The organism is Arthrobacter sp. 05T444 (genome assembly GCF_056395905.1).
Genome location: NZ_JBFTKK010000003.1, coordinates 1 through 16,886 on the forward strand (window position 1 = coordinate 1; position 16,886 = coordinate 16,886).

General features: G+C 58.6%; 14 protein-coding genes. 11 read left to right on the forward strand and 3 right to left on the reverse strand.

Annotation, left to right across the window (positions count from 1 at the left end; genetic code table 11):
- Window positions 1–136: 136 nt before the first annotated feature.
- From AC1DD3_RS04210 to AC1DD3_RS04255, 10 genes are all read left to right on the forward strand, one after another.
- Window positions 137–664 carry an ATP-binding cassette domain-containing protein gene (locus AC1DD3_RS04210; protein WP_476881127.1) on the forward strand — a complete coding sequence of 176 codons (528 nt, stop codon included), beginning with the start codon at window positions 137–139 and terminating at the stop codon, window positions 662–664.
- Complete coding sequence (locus AC1DD3_RS04215) at window positions 661–1,740, forward strand: ABC transporter permease (RefSeq protein ID WP_476881003.1); 1,080 nt, start codon at window positions 661–663, stop codon at window positions 1,738–1,740. The genes AC1DD3_RS04210 and AC1DD3_RS04215 overlap by 4 nt, the downstream gene beginning before the upstream one ends.
- Before the next feature lie 219 nt (window positions 1,741–1,959).
- A complete protein-coding gene (locus AC1DD3_RS04220; RefSeq protein ID WP_476881004.1) occupies window positions 1,960–2,358 on the forward strand; it encodes a carboxymuconolactone decarboxylase family protein in 399 nt (132 codons plus the stop codon).
- Window positions 2,351–3,238: an NAD(P)-dependent oxidoreductase gene (locus AC1DD3_RS04225; protein WP_476881005.1), complete on the forward strand. Its 888-nt coding sequence runs from the start codon at window positions 2,351–2,353 to the stop codon at window positions 3,236–3,238. The genes AC1DD3_RS04220 and AC1DD3_RS04225 overlap by 8 nt, the downstream gene beginning before the upstream one ends.
- Window positions 3,239–3,302: 64 nt before the next feature.
- Window positions 3,303–4,622, forward strand: a complete 1,320-nt coding sequence (locus AC1DD3_RS04230) for an MFS transporter (RefSeq protein WP_476881006.1) — start codon at window positions 3,303–3,305, stop codon at window positions 4,620–4,622.
- A 13-nt stretch (window positions 4,623–4,635) separates the two neighbouring features.
- A complete protein-coding gene (locus AC1DD3_RS04235; RefSeq protein ID WP_476881007.1) occupies window positions 4,636–4,941 on the forward strand; it encodes an EthD family reductase in 306 nt (101 codons plus the stop codon).
- Window positions 4,942–5,284: 343 nt separating this feature from the next.
- Window positions 5,285–6,721, forward strand: a complete 1,437-nt coding sequence (locus AC1DD3_RS04240) for an aldehyde dehydrogenase family protein (RefSeq protein WP_476881008.1) — start codon at window positions 5,285–5,287, stop codon at window positions 6,719–6,721.
- Between the two features lie 1,192 nt (window positions 6,722–7,913).
- Window positions 7,914–8,999, forward strand: a complete 1,086-nt coding sequence (locus tag AC1DD3_RS04245) for an LLM class flavin-dependent oxidoreductase (RefSeq protein ID WP_476881009.1) — start codon at window positions 7,914–7,916, stop codon at window positions 8,997–8,999.
- A gap of 345 nt (window positions 9,000–9,344) precedes the next feature.
- Entirely contained in the window at window positions 9,345–9,911 is a 567-nt protein-coding gene (locus AC1DD3_RS04250; RefSeq protein WP_476881010.1) for a flavin reductase family protein, read from the forward strand.
- Between the two features lie 8 nt (window positions 9,912–9,919).
- Window positions 9,920–10,933: an alpha/beta fold hydrolase gene (locus AC1DD3_RS04255; protein WP_476881011.1), complete on the forward strand. Its 1,014-nt coding sequence runs from the start codon at window positions 9,920–9,922 to the stop codon at window positions 10,931–10,933.
- 1,678 nt (window positions 10,934–12,611) lie between these two features.
- On the opposite strand, the gene AC1DD3_RS04260 is transcribed toward AC1DD3_RS04255, so the two are convergent.
- Window positions 12,612–13,664: an AraC family transcriptional regulator gene (locus tag AC1DD3_RS04260; RefSeq protein ID WP_476881012.1), complete on the reverse strand. Its 1,053-nt coding sequence runs from the start codon at window positions 13,662–13,664 to the stop codon at window positions 12,612–12,614.
- Window positions 13,665–13,923: 259 nt separating this feature from the next.
- Between AC1DD3_RS04260 and AC1DD3_RS04265 the strand changes: the two genes are divergently transcribed.
- Window positions 13,924–14,061, forward strand: coding sequence for a hypothetical protein (locus tag AC1DD3_RS04265; protein ID WP_476881013.1), 138 nt, complete (start codon window positions 13,924–13,926; stop codon window positions 14,059–14,061).
- Window positions 14,062–14,195: 134 nt separating this feature from the next.
- On the opposite strand, the gene AC1DD3_RS04270 is transcribed toward AC1DD3_RS04265, so the two are convergent.
- Window positions 14,196–14,597 (reverse strand): nuclear transport factor 2 family protein, encoded by a 402-nt coding sequence (locus AC1DD3_RS04270; protein WP_476881014.1) that lies wholly within the window; start codon window positions 14,595–14,597, stop codon window positions 14,196–14,198.
- Between the two features lie 287 nt (window positions 14,598–14,884).
- A complete protein-coding gene (locus AC1DD3_RS04275; protein WP_476881015.1) occupies window positions 14,885–16,795 on the reverse strand; it encodes an FAD-binding monooxygenase in 1,911 nt (636 codons plus the stop codon).
- Between the last annotated feature and the right edge of the window lie 91 nt (window positions 16,796–16,886).

A 16,886-nucleotide genomic window follows, 5' to 3' on the forward strand; every position in this document is an offset into this window, starting at 1 on the left:
TCCAGAATCGCGTGCTTCTGGTCGGTAGTGAAGTGCTTCCGGTTCGAAACACGAACAGGCATAACGAAATCCATGACGGACCTTCCCCCCGCCCTGAGCACCGGCTCCAGCAACAGGGAACCTGTCACACAACAGCCTGACACACAGGGCCAGAGCGGGGACCTCGGAGCATACCGCTCGCGAGAATATCACCCTTCCCAACCTACGCCCGCTGCGGGGCTGGCATGGGGGCATCTCAAGTTCTGAGGAAACCAATGAAGCGGAACGATGGATGAAGCGGGTGAACGCACTGCCGCTTGGGTCCTCAGGCCAGCGGCTCCGTGACTTCAGCGGCGGGAATCAGCAGAAGATTCTCCTGGCGAAATGGCTGCGACTTCAACCTTCGGTATTGCTCCTGGACGAGCCAACTCAAGGCGTCGACGTTGGGGCTCAAACCGAGATCCATGCGCTGCTGCGCGCTGCAGCTGATCAGGGCGCCGCGTTCTTGGTGGCGTCGAGCGACACTCATGAACTCGCCGGCCTCTGTGACCGGGTGCTCGTCATCAAAGATGGACAAATCGAGCGAGAACTGACCGGTTCGCAGCTTGACGAATCCGCAATTATCCATGCCATCCTCGACAGCCGAGACAATTTGACCGAATCGATCAAAGAGAATTCACAATGACAGATGTATTGACGCAAGAGCGGACACCAAAGCAGGCGCCGCCTCGTTTGAAATGGTCAAAGGTCGGACATGCACTAAGCTTTCGAAATTCGAGTGCGCTGTGGGTCCTCGCGATAATTTTCATAGCCTTCGCGCTCACAATTCCACGTACGTTCCTCGCGCCGGGAACCTGGGTGTCACTGCTCGATGCTCAAGTCATCATAGCGATCGTGGCCGTCGCTGCCGTGATTCCCCTTGCAGCAGGGGTCTTCAACCTCGCAATTGGGGTTCAAGTCGCAACAGCGTCCATCATGGTCGGTTGGCTGCTCGTTCCGCTAGGCCTTCCCGTCCTGGTCGCCGTGCCGGTGACTATTCTGGCATCTGCCCTGATAGGCCTTCTGACCGGAGTCATCATCGTCCGTTTCCGGATCGACTCCTTCATCGCTACCATGGGCGTCAGTTCCTTGTTGACCGCTTTTGTTGCCATCATGTCGGGTTCACGGCAGATCCTTGGTATGCCACTCCCCCTAGTCAACTTTGCCACTGAAAAAGTGTTCGGTGTGACGCTGCCTTTCCTTGTTATGGTTTTGCTCGCAGTGATCATCTGGTACCTGTTGGAGCGCACTCCGCTCGGCCGACGGGTCTATGCCGTTGGAGGAAACCCCGAAGCCGCCCGGCTCTCCGGAATCCGTGTCGGATTCGTCGTCATCGGAACCCTGACTGTCTCGGGGGCACTAATCGGCATAGCAGGAGTACTGCTAACTGCGAAACTTGGCAACGCCGATCCCACTATTGGCCCCTCCTACTTACTTCCGGTCTTTACCGCGGCGTTCCTTGGTTCGACTCAATTCCGGGGAGGCCGCTTCAACGTTTGGGGCACAGTCCTCTCGGTTTACGTCCTCGCAGTGGGGATCAAGGGACTGCAGCTTTCCGGTGCGCCAAGCTGGATCTCGGATGCTTTCAACGGCGTCGCCCTGCTTGTGGCGGTCGGCATGGCATCGTCTGCTCTGCTGGGAAATCGTCGTTCAATGATCGATCGACTCCTGAAGCGGTTGCATGCTTTGCAAAGAGGGAAGGCAAAAGACGATCGTGTTTGATCGTATCGTCCCCGACTAGCACTGGCCACTTGAGGTGATCTAGGCCGGGCTGTTCCGAGGGTTGAACCCCGAGCACGCGCCAGCCGCGTTCAACGAGCACTTTCGTCTCGCGCCAGGTGTACGAGGCTGGCGCCGTCCCTTGGCCATACTCCAATTAATAGCCCTTATGCCGGGAAGTAACGGGCTAGGGCGCATAGTCTCAATTGAAAGGAAGAACCCTTGTTAAAGGATGAACTATACGAAGCTGGACTAGAGTTGCGTCACCGTATGTTTGGGCCCGCAGCTGCTGAGGACCAGGTAGAGCACACGACGGAACTCACCGAGAAAATACAGGATGTTGTGACCCGCTATTGCTTTGGCGATATCTGGCAGCGGGGGGGCCTTGATAAGAAAACCCGTAGCTTGATCACACTGGCCATGCTGGTGGCGTTAGGTCGGCCGCACGAAATCCGCATCCATCTGCGTGGAGGCCTGGCAAACGGGCTCAGCGAGGAGGAAATCCGTGAATTGATGGTGCACTCGTTCCTGTACTGCGGGATCCCAGCAGCGATGGATGGGTTCCGTGCGATGGAGGAAATAATGGCCGAGATCGCCGGAGCGGAGACGGTCAATGTCTGAGCCGCGCAAAATCGGATTCATCGGTCTAGGAAATATGGGCGCACCGATGGTGCGCAACGTCGCGAAATCGGGATACGACGTCGTCCTCTATGACACGAATGCAGAGTTGTGTGGGCGGATTGCGACAGAAATCGGGGGCACCGCAGCCTCCTCACCGGCTGATTTTGCGGGCGCAGATACCGTTGTAACTATGCTGCCCACCAGCAAAATTGTCGCATCTGCGCTTTTGGACTGGGAAGATGGCGTACCCACACATCTGGCCCCTGGTGCTGTGATCATCGACATGAGTTCCTCAGATCCGACCGAAACGGTCAGCCTGGGTGCACGGCTTGCCGCCACCGGGGTCGCGCTAGTGGATGCGCCTGTTTCCGGCGGAATACCCAAGGCCGAGACCGGCGAACTATCAATCATGCTCGGCGGTGACGATGAGGACGCGCTCGCCCTCGCCGTGCCGGTAATCGAGGCCATGAGCGCCGCCATCTTCCGCACCGGCAAGCTCGGCAGTGGGCATGCGATGAAGGCACTCAACAACTTTGTTGCTGCAGCGGCAACCACTGCCGCCTGCGAGGCCCTGATTGTGGGAGAACGCTTCGGACTTGACCAGCAGACCATGGTAGATATCTTCAACGCTTCCACCGGACAGAGCTGGGTTACCGCCAATGTTCTGGGCCAGCACGTGGTAAGCCGCAACTTCGGGTCCGGATTCGCCTTGGGGCTGTACGCAAAGGACGTCGGAATCGCCAAGAATCTCGCCGGGGCCATGGAAGGGGCGGCACCGGTATGCCATGCCGTTTCCGCGACACTCAACGACGCCCTGTCTGATCTCGGGAATGTGGACCACACCGCAGCCATGACGTATTGGGAACGTCTGCGCGCCTGAAAAGCACCCCAGCTGTCCCGGCACACCGATGGGGTGCGCCGGTGACCGAACATGAGGAATTGAAATGCAGACCCAATCCCCCGCCCTCGTCGTCAGCATTGGCGACAAACAGAAGAAACGTGTTGCCTTGGCCAGCGCTGTCGGGACGAGCGTGGAATGGTACGACTACCATGTTTACTCCATCGCCTCAGCCCTTGTCATCGGCAAGCTCTTTTTCCCAAACGCATCGCCGCTGGCCGCCACAATGGCTGCGTTCGCCACATTTGCAGTCGGTTTCATTGCACGGCCACTTGGCGGGATACTTGCCGGGCATCTGGGCGACAAAATCGGCCGCAAGAAAGTCATGGTCATCACCCTGACCATGATGGGTATGGCCACCATGCTGATTGGACTACTGCCTACGTACAGCCAGATCGGCGTCGCCGCCCCGGTACTACTGGTGGTACTGCGGCTGATCCAGGGCCTGAGCGCCGGCGGCGAGTGGGGCAGCGCATCGCTGATGGCCGTGGAGCACGCCCCGGCCAACCAGCGCGGACGCTTTGGCAACTACGTCCAGCTGGGCACCCCCGCCGGCATGTTTCTGGCCAACGTCATCATCCTCGGAGCCACGTTCATGCTCACGGATGATCAGTTCGAGGTCTGGGGCTGGAGGGTCCCGTTCCTGCTCAGCGCACTGATGGTGGTGATCGGTTTCGGCATCCGCATGAAGGTTGACGAAAGTCCCGTGTTCAAGGAGCTGGAGCAGAGCTCGACGCTGGAAAAGATTCCGTTCGCTGAACTAATACGTACCCATAAAGCGCGCGTCGGATTGGCCGTGATTTCGTTCTTGGGCAATAATGCCGTCGGCTATATCTTTCTGGCCTTTATCACCTCCTACGGGACCAGTGCCCTCGGTCTCGACCGGAACTTCATGCTCAATGTGCTGCTCATCGGCTGTGTCACCTGGTTCGGTTCAATGATCATCTTTGCCCGCCTAAGTGACACCATTGGACGACGCAAGGTCTTCTTTATCGGCTACGGCATTCTGATCCTCTGGGCTTTCCCGTTCTTCGCCCTGTTCAATACGGCGAACGCGTCCCTGATCATCCTGAGCGTAGTTGTGCTGACCTTCGGGCTCGCGGCCACATACGGCCCGCAGGCTGCCCTGTTCGCGGAGCTGTTCCCCGCCCGACTGCGCGCCAGCGGTGTCTCACTGTCTTATGCCCTGGGCGCCTGCCTGGGCGGCGGATTCGCTCCACTCATTGCCACCGCGCTCTTCGGGGCCACCGGTACCGTCTACTCTGTCTCGGCATTCATGGTCTTGTTCTGCCTCCTCAGCATCCTCGGGCTGGCCGGTATGCGGCGCATTCCAAACTCATTCTCGACCACCGGCGAAGTTCTCTGAAAGGAACTACCCCATGCATAAACTTCTCGTCCTGTACCCTGAACCGACGGACCGCGCGGCATTTGAGGATTACTACGTCAACAAGCATTTGCCCCTGGCTGCGAAGCTGCCAGGGTTGAAAGCCTCCAGGTACTCGTTCGGCGTAACTGGCAGCAGGTCGCCGTACTTCGCGGTCTTTGAAGCTGACTTTGCCAGCCACGCCGACATGGTTGCCGCGATGACCTCACCGGAAGGTCAGTCCGTCGAAGCAGATGTCTCCAACTACGCTACCGGCGGTGCGGTGGTAATTGACTACCCCGTGTCACCGTTGATTGGCTAAGCAAATATAGGTCTGTCTCCGAGATGATCTTTCTCGGCTGGCCGCCGAACGAGGTCCTTCGCACACCTCTTGTTCGCCCGTGGGGAAAGTTGACGTCCGCCACGTGCAGCCTAGACACATCCTGGCCTTCAAAGCCTATGATCCCTTGCCCGCGCCCGGACCACAGTTCAAAACGGGCGGCGAATAACCGCACCTCCACGGGATCTCGGAACGGGCGCGCCGACACGACTTGTACTCGGTTCAACGCCGTATTGCCCACATAAATACACCGGCCGACGGCCGGAACAATGAGTCGCGGTCCGTCGGCAATGAGCGCTGACTGCACCGTAAAGGAAGAGAACCCATGACCACCGAATACGCCCTTGAGTCCACTTTCAAAGACGCTGAGGAGCTGTTGTCCACGATCCAACCGGCCGTCGGCGGCCGCGCCATCCTTGATCCCGCCACCGGAGACCTAGTGGGCCGCGCCCCAGAGCACACCGCTGCCGACCTGGAGCTGGCGGTTTCTGCCGCACGCGAGGCACAACCGGCATGGGCGGCGTTGGGCCACAGAGAGCGCTCCGCGTTCCTGAACCGCGCCGCGGACGCCATCGAGGCAAACGCCGAGGCGTTGGCCGTGCTGCTCTCACGCGAGCAGGGCAAGCCTCTGAACGGTCCCAACGCCCGCTTCGAGGTCGGCGCCTGCGCCGCCTGGCTGCGCGCCACCGCCGGGTTCCAGCTCGATCCCGAGATCCTGGTGGACGACGAGGGCGGGAGGGCTGAAATGCACTACCGGCCGCTGGGCGTCGTGGGTTCCATCGGCCCGTGGAACTGGCCCATGATGATCTCGGTCTGGCAGCTAGCCCCGGCCCTGCGGATGGGCAACACCGTGGTGCTCAAACCCAGCGAGTACACCCCGCTCTCGGTCCTCGGGCTAGTGAAGGTTATCAATACGGCGCTCCCGGCAGACGTGCTCCAAGTGGTTTCTGGAGGGCGGAGGGTCGGAGAGGCGCTCGCCAGTCACGTGGACATCGATAAGCTGATGTTCACGGGTTCCACTGCTACAGGAAAGGCAATAATCCGTTCCTCTGCGGACACCGTGAAGCGCCTAACCATGGAACTTGGCGGCAACGACGCAGGCATTGTGCTGCCGGACGCCGACCCGCGAAAGATCGCCACCGACCTCTTCTGGGGCGCCTTCATCAACACCGGCCAGACCTGCGCCGCACTGAAGCGCCTCTACGTCCACGAGGACATCTACGAGGATGTCTGCGTCGCCCTTACCGAAGTAGCCCGCGCGATGCCGATGGGCAACGGACTTGACGAGGCCAATGTGCTGGGCCCGCTGCAAAACAAGGCCCAATACGACATTGTCGCCGCCCTCGTCCGGGCCGCTAAGGACTCCGGCGCACGCGTACTGCTGGGAGCAAACCCCAAAGCAGGGCAGCCTGGCTACTTCTATCCCACAACGCTGGTTGCCGACATAGACAACGACAACCCTCTGGTAACCCAGGAACAATTCGGCCCGGCCCTGCCGATCATCAAGTACACCAGCGTCGACGAAGCAGTCGGGATGGCCAACGGGCTGGACGTCGGGCTTGGGGCTTCCGTCTGGTCCTCGGACACTGGGGCAGCCCGGAAGGTGGCCGCCCGCATCCAAGCCGGTACCGTGTGGATCAACAAGCACGGCGCGGTGGACCCGCGGGTGCCCTTCGGCGGGGCAAAGATGTCAGGCTACGGCCTGGAATTCGGAGTCGCGGGCCTCAAGCACCTGGGCCAGCCCCAGGTCATCAGCTACTGAACGGCTAAACAGAGCCATTCATCCCCCGAGCCGTTCCGCCACGGTACAGCTGGCCCAACGGTCTTATCAACGCTTGGATAGCCGCCAATTCTCGTTTTACCGGGGATTGGCGGCTTTCCTGGTTTCCAGAGCTACTGCTGACACCATGGTCACTGGTGGGGGTGCCGGCTTCCACGGTTCCCGGTGGTGTTCATTCATCGCGTCACGGCCAAAGGTCTCCCAGTTTCTCCAGAAGCCTGCAGGTCCGCGGATGTCGGCGTCCTGGCAGAGGAACATCCGTTGATGAACTCGTTGCCAGGGTTAGCTAGAGGGTCTACGAGCGGACGGGCACCAGGAACAGCTACGTCGCGTGGCAGAAAAACAACTGTTCGGCTCCGCTTGTCAACATCGGTCCCGCAGACCTGAGGCTGGCCGAGTCCGTGTTGCAGGGTTGGGGCCAGGAACGGATCACCAGCCACCGACTGCCGCCGGTCAAGGCGCTGAACCAGCACAAGACCAACATGCCGACATCCGCCGAATCGCCTGTGGCAGCAATCGGACCACCCAAGGGGGCGAGGAATGGGCCTCGCGCACCGGGCCGTGCACGCCAAATGTGGTTGACCGGATCCCTGAACTCACTGGACAACGAGAGCAAGCGGAGAATCTTGAAATGAACGCCACCAAACGCTCCAGGCCATCGAGGCCCATGCTGGAACTCTGAGTATGGCGCCATTTTTCGACGAGCGGGAGCGACTCACCGTCGACGACGCGAGGTCGGCGTTCATGGCTTCGAAGGTCGGCGGCCTAATCAGCCGCGCCAAGCTACGCTACCCAGTGTCGACGTGGGACAAGTGGACCAAGAAGATGTTCGCGTTAGGCATTTCTCGAAAATAGACCACCGTTTCTCGACAATCCAGTTCTCAAGGCACCGCTCGGCAGGCTACGTCTGGGCTAGGTAGCCTGCCGAGAATGGTTTGAAGATCGGTGGCTTCGTTAGCGCGTTATCGGCCCTGTCGACTGCCATCCAGACGTTCGTGTTCGCCAAGAATACGTACAGGAAACGGGCCGGTGACACGCGCGGTTTCACGAGGATGGTAGCGAAAGCGATTGAGGTCGCGTTCTGGATCAACTTGTCGTCCGATGGATTGGGACATTAACCAGACTCTCCTAGAGTGACGAGTATCACCAGACCAACTATTAGGGGACTCAGCAAATGACAACAATTAGCCAAGACAACGGCACCATTAAATTCGTTCACACCTACGGAGTGGGCTTGCATACGGCTGATCTTGAGCCCGATGTGCACAATCCGCTATGGCAGAAACGTCAGATCGACGACTTTGTGGAATTCGCAGTCCTCGCAGAAGAGCTTGGGTTCGATGGCCTGACGGTCACGGAGCATCATGCCCCGCTCATGACATGTCCGTCTCCGCACCTCTTGTTGGCCGCTGCAGCCGTCAAGACAAGCCGGATTCGGCTCGGTACCGCCGTCTCCATCTTGCCGCTCTATAATCCGATTCGGGTGGCAGAAGAGGCCGGGACTTTGGACCTCTTGAGCGGAGGGCGATTCGAGCTGGGTGTGGGTCGCGGCGCACCCGGTGAAGCTCAGATTGCGTTGGGACGCGAGTTGAGCGGTGAAGAACAGAGGGAAGCCTGGCTTGAGTCCCTTGAGCTCGTTCGACTGTTGCTCTCTGAACGCGATGTCACGTTTGACGGAAAGTATCATCAGCTCACGCGTCCCACCTCCATCGCCACACGTCCGATTCAAGATCCGCTGCCGATCTGGCTTGCCAGCGGCAGCTTGGAGAGCATGGGAGTGGCAGGCTCCTACGGCTGGAACGTGATGCGCAACTTTGGCACTGAACAGTCCCACAGCGAAGCACTGAATCACTATCTTCAAGTTGCCGCCCAGCACGGTCATGACCGATCCGGGGAAAACATGATGGTGGAGCGTTTCGTGTGTATCGGCGAAACCGAGGATGAGGCGGAGCGCAACCTGGACACGTTTACGCGGGCATTCAACAAGTTCATGTCCCACTACGCGTCCAATGGTCGGACCATTCCCAAGAACGACGGTGAATTCGCCACCGACAAAAAGAAGGATCGTCCCGCTCTTTCAGTGGTGGGCACGCCCGAGCAGATCATCGAGAGCCTGCAGCAGACCATCGATGCCACGGGTGCACGCAGACTCTTGGTGGAGACGTTCACGCCGGAGCAGGCCAGGCTATTCGCCCGTGAAGTAATGCCGGTCCTGAAGCAACACAATCAGCACAAGGTGAAAACGGCACTCACCGTCTAGCCGACGCTGCCCTTCGCCTAGACCCTGCGCCGGCGCGACCGGAGGTACACATGTTGGTTTCGACGAAACCGTAGCCAAGCTGTTGGGGAGGGATGGATTCGATCGGCGACGGTGCCAAACCCGCAATTCACAACCCCAAAATTGGGCCGGAAGAAGCGACCGTGACTATTTGGCAACTGAGTTAAGTAGTCCCCAAAAAGCCGCCACGCACTATGCCAGACAATATGTATCCCCAGCATTTCGGCGCAGAACTTATTTATTGAACAACGCTCTTCTGATAGAAGTAATTCCGATTCTGGCAATTTCGGAGCACCCAACATTGTATTTAAAGATGAAAGGATCATAATGTTAGTCAAAAATCGGACGGACGACATCCAAAAAATCCAGAATCATTTCAAACAGGCATTTGCGAGACATCCGGCAGGTGTTTCCGTGATCACGGCAAACACTACCAACGGCCCTGTCGGACTCACTGCGACCTCGGTCGCCTCTGTGTCCATGGATCCGCCTGCGCTGATGTTTTCGTTGTCCGCCAATTCGTCTACTGCTCCTGCCATTCTCGGCGCAGATTCCCTGGTTGTACACCTATTGGATTCAGGAGGGCAAGCGTTAGCCAAGCAGTTTGCGACCAGTGAAATTGACCGATTTGCTGGAGCCGACTGGAAGCTGCTCCCCTCGGGAGAGCCGCTTCTTACACAAGCCGCGTCATGGTTTCGTGGAACAGTGATCCATACTGTCGATATCGGGGGCTCGACAGTAGTCATAGTCCGAATCGAACAGGCCGGTCACAGCAAGAAACGCGACAGCAACCTGCTTGACCTTTCTGAACAATCGAGTGATGCACCGCTGGTCTACTGCAACCGCACGTGGCATGCACTGCATCAGAGTTCCATCATCAGAAACGCTATCTAGTAGGCATCTTGAAGAATCAAAAATCATCACCACATCAATTAGCAAAGCGTCGGAGTCCCTCGACCTTCAGGGGTAGTTTTTGGATTCCGGGAGACAGACTATCCACGCCAACCGGCGAAGTACAACGGGGCCCCATGTTTGTGCATTGGGAAGTAAAAGACCAAGACACCAGCAAACCGCCCCTCATCCTCATTCACGGGGGAGGGGGGCAAGGCACAGACTGGACCATTACCATTGATGGTCAGCCAAGCTGGACCGAAATATTCGTTGACGAAGGCTATCCAGTTTACGTGGTAGACCGTGTGGGCTTCGGCAGGTCGCCATACCACCCCGAAGTGCTGGGCGCCATGGGTCCTCAAATTACATACGAGGCAGCCTTCAACGTCTTTGCCCCATCTGACAATGCAACTACGCCAAATCAGTGGAGCGGTGCGCAAGATCCAGGGTCGCACGTAATGGAACAATTCGTGGCAGCACTTGGCCCGATGCCCAAGAACTTTGCTGGATCGCAAGAAATGGACGCCGATCGACTCGGAAAGTTGCTGGATCTCACTGGCCCAGCGGTTCTCATTACACATTCAGCAGGCGGCCCAGTGGGTTGGGTGACGAACGATAAGTATCCGGACAAGGTCATTTCAATTGTTGCTTTGGAACCCATGGGTCCTGCCTTCGCAGATTTTCCGGGCCTAGGCTCCCTCGAATGGGGGTTGACTGCTGCCCCCGTTAGGTATGCTCCAAAAATTGATTCACCCTGGCAAGCGCGCTCGGCCAATCCCGTTGATTTGAAGATGCCGTCCCTTCAAGAAAAGGATGTGTTGGTTGTCTACGGTGGAGCATCAGCCTTCATCGCCGACGCTCCAGAGGTACTTGGATTCTTGACTAATGCCGGGGCCGACGTCGACTATGTCTACTTGCCCGACCACGGCGTCCACGGGAACGGACATGCAATTCAGATGGAAGCGAACGCAGCACAAACGATCACTCCGGTTCTTTCTTGGCTTCAGAGCCACCTGGAGAACTAGGGAACTGGTAGTTCAAGGATGCACGCGGTGAATCCTTTGAAGGTTTCCATTTGTACATCGAGACATCTGCGCATGCCTCCGCCTAAGGCCCCTTGGCTCGGACGCGTTGCGCACCAATGATCGCTGGAACGGCTCGCTACCGCTCGGAGGTAAACTTTGGAGTCACGCGATGGAGCTTCGTTTCACTGGGGAATGAACTTTTCACAAAGCGATGGGCCGTCAGGTGGCTCCGGTGTCCGGAGACCGGCAGGCAGCGACCAAGAGAGTTCCATGGCGCCGCTGCAAGGACGACTATGGCAATGCCAATGGGGACAACGTCCCCTTCTCCGGCCCGGGTCCCAACTACCGGGAACCGGGCCGGAGAATAGATTCGAGTGCATTCACGAATACCAACCGGAGACTCAGAATCCTCCGATAGGACCTAGCGGTGAGTGCATGTCTTTTGGATCTTGAAGGGCATCAAGAATGGCCTGCTGCTCGTTGTGATGACAGGGGCGGATGTCGGGCTGGGGCCCGTTTGATGGCGATGGTTGCCGAGCGGTGTTTGCCTCGTGCAGCTCGCGCAGATGGCCTGCTAGAAGCATCTCCGCGTCGGAGATGGCGACCATATCAGTCAGTCAATGCCCGGATTGGAATTACTTGATGATCATGATGGTCGCTGTCTCGGCCCTTGTTGCCTACGGAGCAACGGGAAGCTGACGCGGTAATTGAGCAAACCGACAACGATCTGGGGGTCGACGCGGAAAGTCGGATACATCAACGAATGTCGCAGCCGGTCAACTTTCTCCGCCTCGGAATACAGTTTGGTGACGTCGTAGAGCACCAAGCGGTGTCACCGTCGGTGCTGGCGTGCTGAAAGCACCTGGTCGCGGTACTTGTCGGAGGCAGTCCGGCCGAGCGTGCCCATCATCGACGCGTATGCTGGCAGTGGCCGGCCGACGTCCCGCAGACCGCTGCCGACATCCAGAAGCGAGGTTGGTTCCGCGACCCGGGCGACCACCAGGTCCCGGAACACTCCGTCACCGAGCCGGATCGAATCTCCACACCGTGAACACCGGGCCAATCTATTGAATAGGACCCGTGAGTGTCCGTGCCCATAACGCGTCCCGGCCCGTCACGGTCGGCCGGCTGGCCGGCAGGCCCGAATTGGTCGCCTCGAACAACGCAGGAACGTGCGCTGGCAGGATCATCCTTTTCACCTGCGGCGTCGGTTCGACATCAAGATCAAAGACGCTCTGGGCGGGTCTCTCACACGCCCGTTCAAGCAGCACACTGTGTTCAGCGCCGGTGCGGGCTCAACACATATGCTCCACGATTCGCTGACGGCCGTGCACATACTGTTGAGCTCCAAGAAGCAACCGACGACTTCGTACTGCTCGACGCCTATGACGAATGTCCAATTGAACTAACAGTGGCAAGTCGAGTCCGATGGTAAAAGCTAGCCGGCCGAGATATCTACCGTTTCACAAAGCAGCAATTAGGGTCGCTCCACAGTTCACCAATGTGCTGCCTGGACATTGACAGTGACCCAGAATTTCTATCGGAACATCAAATCAATCCGTATCAAGTCGGTTGATCCCTGCCGGTCCTGTGCGGATCAGGCTCTGGGCTCGGCAGTACTGTCGGGCCCAGTCTCAATCCTGCTGACCTAGGAAATGGCCCGGGTTTCCCTTGAGCTCTACTGCCTGGGATCCACAGTTCTCCGTACATGGGACGGCACCACGCCGTAGCGTTCACGATAGCGCGCAGCGAATCGCGGGACGTGCCCAAACCCCCAGCGATAGGCGATATCAGCAATGCTGTCGTCGACATTTGCAGTAAGGTCTGCGTGGGCCCGAGCGAGTCGCACTCGTTCAATATATTGCCGCGGCGACATGCCGACATGGGTCTGAAAATCACGCTGCATTGAACGCGGGGATACCCCCATGATTACTGCCAGAGTGTCCAAGGAATACTCGTGCTCAGGGAACGCATCGATGTGGTCAGTGACCTTCCGCACCCGGAGAGGAAGGGGTCTTGGGCCGTATTTTCGTTGCAGATCCTCGCTGTAATTGTTCGGCTGGGTGTAAAGAAGCTTGGTAATGAGAAGCTGAGCCCACTCCTTGTGCAAGGCACGCTGTTCGCTCTCGTCTGCTAAATCGTCAATGAGCAATGCGACGGCGCGCACCCAGTTCCTTAAGGAAGTGGAGTCCAGGTTGATTCTGGGGTCAAAGCGCACTGGATCTAGTATTGGGCGCTGAAGAGCACTTTCAAGATAACTATCGATTGCTACGCGTTCGATTCTGACGTGGAATTGTTCGTACCCGTCAGCGACGTGCATCTCGGTCTTTACGTGAGGAGAAATGACCGCACCAGTCAGCTCGTTGAGGCATAGCTCAGCGTTTAGAGACCCAGAGGTATCGCTTTCCAGATGGAGTGAGCTCTCACCTGAAAGTGCGAAATGCACGTCAAAATAATCAGGTGTCGACGGTATGTGCGAATATAAGCTCGATCCGTGATGACGCATCTGAATGAGCGAGAGGGGGCCAAAATTGGCGATCGACGCATCAGCACCCCAATCGTGTTTGCTGTCGATCGCTTTCCATCGGAAAGGTGTGAGCACGCGCGAAGCAAACGACGACGCTTGAACGTTATCCCCTGAGCGAAGAACCGAGAATCGTTCGGGAAGTTTTGGCAGCAAGGTTTCGTACTCCGGTCGTGGGTCCCCGTTACTGCGGAGAGGGGGCGTCATTTATAAAGCAACTTTTGACATGAAGCGCACTACCGTGGCTACTGTCGACTCGACGATGAGGCCGTAGCCATACGCGGCGCCAGCTCGGCTCGCTGACGCTCCGATCCAGGAGCAGCAACTCGCGCTCTACATCTTACTCCATTTTTCATGCCGCACTATATCACGGCAACTACACTCGCACACACCGTGCATCAACTTTTCCACCTCCACCGCAGCTCCGACAACTTGCGACATCGGAAAAGGCCGGCCGAATGGAGTCGTGCTCCACGCCGACCGCGGGATCCGGAACACCTTCATCCAGCTCAACCAGGTCTGCACCCACGGCATCCAACAGTCCGTCGGCAGGAACCGGGTGTGCTGGGACAACGGCACGCAGGAATCCTTCAGTCCAGCCTAAAGACCGAGCTCTACAATCGGCGCCCCTCGTTTTCATCCTCAAAGACGTAAAAGCCGCGAAACATCTTTACTTTAGACGCAGATGCCGTAGCGGCTGTCCGCAATGGGCTTTCTGCGCCAATACCGCACGGCACATTAGGTGTCCTGGCTTGAGACCGGCTGCGGCGTGGGTTGATAGGCGAGGAACTTCCACTGCCCCGCCGTCTTAATCCATACCGCGAGGGCCGTGTTGTTCAGAACCTTTTTTATGCCGTTCACAGTGACGTCGGCGTTCATCCGTCCGGTGACCAGCGCGATGTTTTCTATAACCACTATGTTTTCCACGGGATGGTCAATGCGGTGGTACCGCAAAGATCCCTTGCGGAGTTTAGTAAGATAGGTCGCCAGAGAATCACGGTTTCCACCAGTGTGTCCGTAGACAAGTTGTGGATGGCAGAGTCGCTCGAAGGCTTCGAAATCCTGGTTTAGGACGGCGTCATAACGCTTGGCTTCAAGACCTTGGATCGCGACATGGTCTGCTGTGTTCGTCGAGTTCATATGTGCTTCCTTCGTGTATCTGGACGGTACGTGTGAATTCCGCGACCGGCGCAAACACGACCGGCGGTACGGTGTGATGCATGGGAACGGATTACGCCGTAACAGCATCCCCACATAGCGGGGCGGTGAGGGACCCTGCTGAGGCGTATTGGGTTAGGGCCCCGGATACCCGACCCTATGAAAAACATCCTGGCCGGCAACGATCACTTTGGGTATTGAATTTGCGCGTTCTTACGCCTTGACTAAGGCCTTAGAGGAAGAGAGTTCTCCCACCACACGTGCATCGGCTATCGGGCCGCGGCCAGCGCCACCTGACGCGGTTTCAACAGGCGGGCAAAGAACGCCCCGAGCTCAGCCGTCGCGGTCAGTGGCAGGACGTGGGCCACGTACTGGTCGGGCCTCACCACCACCACCACACCGTCACGACTTAGGCCGCGCAGCTCGAAAATATCCGCTGTGGGATCGGTGGCGTACACCTTTTCATAGTCGGTGAGCTTGAACGGTCCCACCTGCGGCTTGAACATGGCCGGAACCGTCCCGATGTCCAGGTCTGCGTGTGCCTGCTGGTAGATCACCTTTACATCGAACCACGCGTCCGGATCAAGGCCCGACGGCGTTGCGGCCAGCGGTGATTCCGGCGAGTTCGCGAGCCACTCGGCGAGCTTGTCCGCAGCTGAACCGGTTTCAGGCCGGGCGGCGTCGGCGAACACGTAGATGCGCCAGCGGCCGTCGGCCGTGGCGTGGTGGCCAAGGTGGATCGGGTTGGTATCGCCCACGCGCACAACAGGCGCTGACTTGAACCGCTTGCCCACAGGGAAACCCGTGGCCAGGTCCTGGTAATCGGCGGGGGCCACCAGCAGGGACGGCGCATACTCGGTCATGAATCCGGCGGGAAACTCGGCCGTGCTGACGTAGAAGTCTTCAAGCTCGGTGGGGTCCGCAAATTCCTCGGGTTTCTTCGCCATCATGGTGGACCACTCTTTGTCGAAGTCGATGAGGTTCTTCGCCACCACCTGCCGCTCTTCCGAGTAGGTGGAGAGCAAGGCCTCCGGGCTGCGGCCCTCAAGCACGTGCCCCAGCTTCCACGCGATGTTGAAGCCATCCTGCATGGAGACGTTCATGCCCTGGCCGGCTTTTGCGCTGTGCGTGTGGCAGGCATCCCCGGTAATGAACACGCGCGGGGTCCGCGTGCCGCGATCCTCCGGAAGGACGTCGTCGAACCGGTCCGTGAGGCGGTGCCCCACCTCGTACACGCTGTGCCAGGCGACGTTCCGCACGTCCAGGGTGTAGGGGTGAAGGATCTCGTTCGCCTTCTGAATAATTTCTTCGACGGTGGTGTTGCGCACCGCACCGTTGTCGTTCGGGTCCACTTCGCCGAGGTCAACGTACATCCGGAAGAGGTGGCCGCCTTCGCGCGGGATCAGGAGGATACTGCCGCCCGAGCCGGACTGGATGGCGCACTTGGTGCGGATATCGGGGAAGTCGGTGACAGCGAGTGCATCCATGACACCCCAGGCGTGGTTGGCTTGGTCACCGGAAAGGGCGCAGCCGATGGACTCGCGAACCTTGCTTCGGGCACCGTCTGCGCCGACGACGTATTTCGCCCTGACAGTGCGCTCCTGCCCTTCCTTTGGCCCGGCGGTGTAGAAAAGGGTTACCACGACGGGATACTCCCCCTCGTCGTTAACTTTCAGGTTGCGGTACTCGTAGCCGTAATCGGGCTTCATCCGGGTGGGTGAGTTGGCCATGTACTCAGCGAAGTAGTCCAGCACGCGGGCCTGGTTCACGATGAGGTGCGGAAATTCGCTGATCCCTGCTGGATCGTCCGGCGTGCGTGCTGTCCGAACGATGCGTGAGGGGTCAGCAACGTCGGGCTTCCAGAACGCCATCTCGGTGATAGCGTACGCCTCGGCGATGATCCGCTCGGCGAAGCCAAAGGCTTGGAAAGTCTCCACGCTGCGGGCCTGGATGCCGTCGGCCTGGCCGATGGCAAGCCGTCCCGGCCGACGCTCCACAATCCTGGTGGTCACACTCGGGAACTGCGACAGCTGTGCGGCCGCGAGCATCCCGGCAGGCCCGGTGCCGACGATCAGCACGTCAACTTCCTCCGGGAGCTCATCGGGGCGGTCAATGCCGACCCCTGCTGCGGGCTGGACCCGCGGGTCCCCGGATACGTAACCGTGGTGGTGGAACTGCATAGGGTTTCCTCACTTCACTGTGGGATGGCTGATCTGCTCCCGTGTTCTATATTAGAACTGGTGTTTCTATATTCGAAACGACTAATAGCCA